Raw genomic sequence first — 5,502 nt, forward strand, 5'->3', positions numbered from 1 at the left:
AAGACGCTTATCTATAAATATCACTTTACGTCTAAAATCAATTGAATAGCTCATATAAATAATGTAATCAAAATTAAGTCGCTTAGCTATATCTTTAATAAATTAAGTGAAAATTGTGCTGACCCGTTCTGCTGTAATTTATTTTAATAGAGTAGTTAATTGACGAACAGATTGAGGAGTGCAACCGTTTTGTTGCTTCTGGTTAGTTATTCTATTTGGATAAATCAGATGAGTTACTGTGGTTAACGTGGGATAAATGTTATTATCACCTAATAGTGGGATAAATGTTATTATCACCTAATATAAGCAACGATTAGATCGATTGAGTAGAGGTAAATCCAATGATCATAGTCACGGGTGGGGCTGGTTTTATTGGTAGCAACATTGTTAAAGCACTGAATGACATAGGGCGTCGTGACATTCTGGTGGTCGATAATCTTAAAAATGGCGCTAAATTTGTTAATTTAGTCGATTTAGATATTGCAGATTATATCGAGAAAGAAGATTTTATTGCGAGTATAATGGCTGGTGATAATATTGGTGAAGTTGACGCAGTTTTTCATGAAGGCGCTTGTTCATCTACCACTGAGTGGAATGGTCAGTATATGATGAATAATAACTATGAATATTCGAAAGAGTTACTTCATTACTGTATTGAACGAGATATTGCGTTTTTGTATGCTTCTTCAGCTGCAACTTATGGTGGGCGCAGTGATCATTTTATTGAAGAGCGGCAATATGAAAAACCATTAAATCTATATGGTTATTCAAAGTTTTTATTTGATCAATATGTTCGTGGGCTTTTACCACAAATTACTTCACAAGTCTGTGGCTTCCGTTATTTTAATGTTTATGGTCCGCGTGAGGGGCATAAGGGGAGTATGGCCAGTGTTGCTTTCCATTTAAATAGCCAAATCAATCAAGGGCAAAGGCCAAAACTTTTTGCCGGTAGTGAAAAATTCAAACGTGATTTTATTCATGTCAGTGATGTTGCCGGGGTTAATTTATGGTGTTGGCAAAATAAAATCTCCGGCATATTTAACTGTGGTACCGGTAAGGCTGACTCTTTTCAGGCGGTAGCTGATGCGGTAATCGCTTTTCATCAGGAAAAAAAACTGGCAGTGGAATATATTTCCTTTCCTGATAAATTGAAAGGTTGTTATCAGGCATTTACCGAAGCAGATCTCACCAAATTACGTGCTAGGGGTTACGATAAACCGTTCAAAACTGTGGCGGAAGGGCTTGCTGACTATATGCAATGGTTAAATTGCAATGATTAAATCGAAATAGTATGAAGATACTGGTAGTTGGCCCGTCATGGGTGGGCGATATGATGATGTCGCAGAGTCTTTACCGTACTTTGAAGACCCTACACCCAGACGCAGAAATTGATGTTATGGCGCCTGATTGGTGTTGGCCACTATTAAACAAAATACCTGAAGTCAGGCAGGCCATATCGATGCCTTTGGGCCATCGTCGTTTAGCTATCAGTGTACGTCGTCAGCTTGGTATTCATTTACGTACTCAGCGTTATGATCAAGCCTATATTTTACCTAACTCTTTTAAATCTGCGCTGGTGCCTTTTTTTGCCCAAATACCAATACGGACAGGATGGCGGGGTGAGATGCGTTATTGGTTGCTAAATGATATTCGCCTATTAGATAAAGCCGCTTTTCCACAAATGGTTCAGCGTTATGTGGCTTTAGCTTATCAAAAAGGAACTGTTAACAACGCCGATGAGATCCCAAAGCCTATTTTATGGCCGCAACTTGCGGTGACAGAAACAGAGATTGTCAAGAGTAAACGCATTTTTCATATTCCAGAACAGTTACCGATTATCGGTTTTTGTCCAGGTGCAGAATTTGGCCCAGCTAAACGCTGGACAGCGTATCATTACGGTGAGTTGGCACAATTGTTATTTGCTGCCGATGGTTATCAAATTTTAATCTTTGGCTCGCAAAAAGATAGTGGTATCGGTGAAGATATTCGACAGTCACTTTCTGCAGATTGTCGGCAGCATTGTTTTAATCTGGCAGGTAAAACAACCCTGGAGCAGGTAGTTAATTTATTGGCATCTTGTCGAGCTGTGGTGACCAATGATTCCGGGTTAATGCATATTGCTGCAGCATTAAATCGGCCTTTGGTAGCTCTTTATGGGCCAAGTAGCCCTGATTTTACACCACCATTGTCAAATCGAGTAGAAATTATCCGTTTAATAACCGGTTATCATAAGGTCAGGAAAAGTAGCGCAGAAAGTGGCTATCATCAAAGTTTGATTGATATAAAACCCGAATGCGTGTTCACCGCATTAACTCAGTTATTGGCGGAGAGCCAATAGCCATGAAAGTGTTGATTGTTAAAACCTCATCGATGGGTGATGTATTGCATACTTTACCTGCACTGACTGATGCAGTTATGCGCTATCCTGATATTCAGTTTGATTGCGTTGTTGAAGAAAATTTTGTCGAAATTCCACGCTGGCATCATGCTGTTAAGCGAGTTATTCCGGTAGCGATTCGACGCTGGGGAAAAAACTGGTTGGCAAAATCGGTCAGGCAGCAAAGAGCCGTTTTTCGTGCCCAATTGCAACAGCAAGAATATGATGCTGTGATCGATGCACAAGGATTATTGAAAAGTGCTTTTTTGATCACACGGTTAGCTAGTGGTGTAAGTCATGGTTATGATTGGAAAAGTGCTCGCGAGCCTATAGCAAGCCTATTTTATGATTGTCGCTATAGTGTCAATAAACAGCTGCATGCGGTTGAACGTATCCGACAATTATTTGCTGATAGTTTACATTATAGTAAACCGACTATTGTCGGTGATTATGGTACTGGAGCCTATTTTTCGCCACCGGCTTTGGCAAAAGAAAACGATCCTTATATTATTTTTTTCCATGCCACCACACGTGATGAGAAACATTGGCCTGAGTCCCATTGGCGACAATTGATCACCGCTGTAGCAGCTAAAGGCTTAACAGTTAAATTACCGTGGAGAACCAATCTGGAACATCACCGTGCCCTGAGGCTGGCCACTGGTTTTAAGCATGTTGAGGTATTGCCTAAGCTGTCATTAGACAAATTAGCTCAACAAATTGTCGCAGCCAAAGCAGTCGTCTCAGTTGATACAGGATTAAGCCATTTAACCGCTGCACTGAGCAAACCGAATATTACCCTCTATGGCCCTACCGATCCGGGATTAATTGGCGGTTATGGTGAAGCACAACAAGCAATTGTTTCAGCTGATGGCAATATGGCGACAATTAAACCGAATGAAATCTACCAACGATTAGTTTTAATAATAGACAATAAATAGTGAAAATTTTTATCTATCTATTTGTTGACAGATAAGGCACAACCGAGCAAAGAAATTTACTTAGTAAAACTTAAGTTAGCTTTAGTAAAACTGCCAGGTTGATACAAATATAGGTAGCAATTTTGTGACAATGAAAATTTTCTTCCTATTTCATTGTCATTCTATTTTTAATGATAATTTTTTCTGGCGCAATAAATCATAAGCACATTGATTGCGGATCAGCGTTTGGTTCTGATTGCTAAATAATGGCTTCTTTTTTAATGATAAATTGTGGCTAATGTTTTGCCATCCTAGTAAAATTTTCTTGGCTGCAATCTTTACCTTTTCGCCCTAATAATAAAGCAGCATGTTTTTTAATTTTTTCTGCCGTAATATCGCGATAATAAACATTTGGTGGCTGGATCTTCACTGCTATCCCAAGGCTGGATAGTGTCTGGCCTATCAGAAGCATAGATAATAAACCATTGATAAAGGTTATCTTCGCCACCAACATATTTTAATGGTTGATCATATTTTTGCCGCCAGCGCTGTTGTCCTTCTGCCGTGAGTGCTTTAATATCGATCATTTTCTGTCCAGCGCCACGGATATTATAATTTAATACCAGGCAGTAACCTAAAAAGATCAGGCCGCCAATGATAATTAAACCAAAAAATATCTTTCGTAGTGATTTCTTGGGCGAAATGGAGATAGAGCCAATAAATAATGGCGCCGCAATCATCATAAAGAGTTGTAACCATTCGGTCATCTGCCCTCCATCATGAAACAAAAACCAACCAAAAATTACGGCTAAGGGAAGGAGTAAAATAAAATTAACTAATTGATTGGGTTGCTCTTTAGGCCAGCCTATTTTACCACCTAATAGATAGAGAATTATGGTAGCAATAACTAACGGGTAGAAAACAGATATAGCTGGGCGACTTTAAAATGATTACAAGTAATTACTCTATATCAGTAAATTTATATTGGAGAAAAACATATATTTTGTAATCAAAATTAAGACGCTTAGCTATAATGTTGAGCTGACAACATGCAGGTTAAAGCCTTGTTCGATCTGTGAATCAACCCATTTAAAGGCAGAAAAATCATTTTCTAATAGCCAGAACAAATTAGACAAGATCAATGCAAAACAAAGTGCAATTGCAATATAAAAAAGGGGTTGTTGATAACTTTTGCGCACCTTAGGCACGAAAAGGGTTAATAAAAAAACCGTGCCAACCAGGGCCAATGTTGAATACTTACCCCCATGGTTGCCAAGCCAGATACCAGTGCAAGGGCAAGCCACCATTTAGGATGATCATAAACAGCACGCAGGAAGAAGAGTAGCACCTAGGGCCATAGAGTGACCAAAATATAGTTATGATTATAAGGAATGATATCAAAATTAATGATGCCTGATAAATTTAGTATCAATAATGCAAACCAAGCCAATTCAATTTTGTGACTGAGGCGGTAAGCCAGTTGCGACCATACCCCTATCATACCAATGGCTATACAAACAAAGTGAATAAAATAGCAAGAAAAACTGTAGGAGAGGTTTAAGTAGATGGCGGTCCACATAACGGCACCAACAAACCAAGGGTTTTTGGGGGAGCCCCATTCACCGTTCATTCCTCAGTTAACTACTTCAACAGCATCGTAAGCTACGGTTGGATCTAAAAAATAACTTCCACAAATCCATAAAATTGCATAAATCGATACCCACAGATAGAGCAATATTTTTGAATTTGAGCTAGATAAAGGCATATTATTTTTCATCGTTAGTTATAAAATTGGAGGGTAAGGATCCCATTTATTTGAATTAAACCAGTAACACTATAATGAAGAAAAGACAAAATATGTACTATTTGTTAAGTTATATTGTTTAGTGAATTATCATATAGCTGGGCGACTTTAAAATGATTACAAGGAATTACTCTATATCAGTAAATTTATATTGGAGAAAAACATATATTTTGTAATCAAAATTAAGACGCTTAGCTATAAGTGCTATTTCGCTATGGGTTTTAGCGATGTTCAATATAGCTAAGCGACTTAATTTTGATGACATTATTTATATGAGCTATTCAATTGATTTTAGACGTAAAGTGATATTTACGATGCAAGAAGAAGGGTTGAGTATCCGAGAAACAGCGAAGCAATTTCGGATTGGCTCTGCATCTGTATCGCGTTGTATTAATCAAATAGAG

5 protein-coding genes and 1 pseudogene are annotated in these 5,502 nt (G+C 38.2%); 4 read left to right on the forward strand and 2 right to left on the reverse strand.

The features are described from left to right. Positions 1-341: 341 nt before the first annotated feature. The 3 genes from rfaD to rfaC are packed head-to-tail and all read left to right on the forward strand — an operon-like array spanning position 342 to position 3,315. A complete protein-coding gene (rfaD, locus tag ARSQ2_RS09950; RefSeq protein WP_181995199.1) occupies positions 342-1,280 on the forward strand; it encodes an ADP-glyceromanno-heptose 6-epimerase in 939 nt (312 codons plus the stop codon). Between the two features lie 11 nt (positions 1,281-1,291). Beyond that, the gene (gene rfaF / locus ARSQ2_RS09955; RefSeq protein ID WP_181995200.1) at positions 1,292-2,338 is read left to right on the forward strand and encodes an ADP-heptose--LPS heptosyltransferase RfaF; all 1,047 of its coding nucleotides are present in this window, start codon (positions 1,292-1,294) and stop codon (positions 2,336-2,338) included. 2 nt (positions 2,339-2,340) lie between these two features. After that, a complete protein-coding gene (gene rfaC / locus ARSQ2_RS09960; protein WP_181995201.1) occupies positions 2,341-3,315 on the forward strand; it encodes a lipopolysaccharide heptosyltransferase RfaC in 975 nt (324 codons plus the stop codon). Between the two features lie 353 nt (positions 3,316-3,668). On the opposite strand, the gene ARSQ2_RS09965 is transcribed toward rfaC, so the two are convergent. After that, the gene (locus ARSQ2_RS09965) at positions 3,669-4,061 is read right to left on the reverse strand and encodes a hypothetical protein (protein ID WP_181995202.1); all 393 of its coding nucleotides are present in this window, start codon (positions 4,059-4,061) and stop codon (positions 3,669-3,671) included. Positions 4,062-4,337: 276 nt separating this feature from the next. Further along, positions 4,338-5,059: pseudogene (locus tag ARSQ2_RS13170) on the reverse strand (glycosyltransferase family 39 protein); the annotation flags it as partial. Positions 5,060-5,370: 311 nt separating this feature from the next. Between ARSQ2_RS13170 and ARSQ2_RS15045 the strand changes: the two are divergent. Continuing rightward, positions 5,371-5,502: IS630 transposase-related protein (locus tag ARSQ2_RS15045; protein WP_202880416.1), on the forward strand; the 132-nt coding region annotated here is incomplete at its 3' end.

The organism is Arsenophonus endosymbiont of Bemisia tabaci Q2 (assembly GCF_902713415.1).
Classification (GTDB): domain Bacteria; phylum Pseudomonadota; class Gammaproteobacteria; order Enterobacterales; family Enterobacteriaceae; genus Arsenophonus.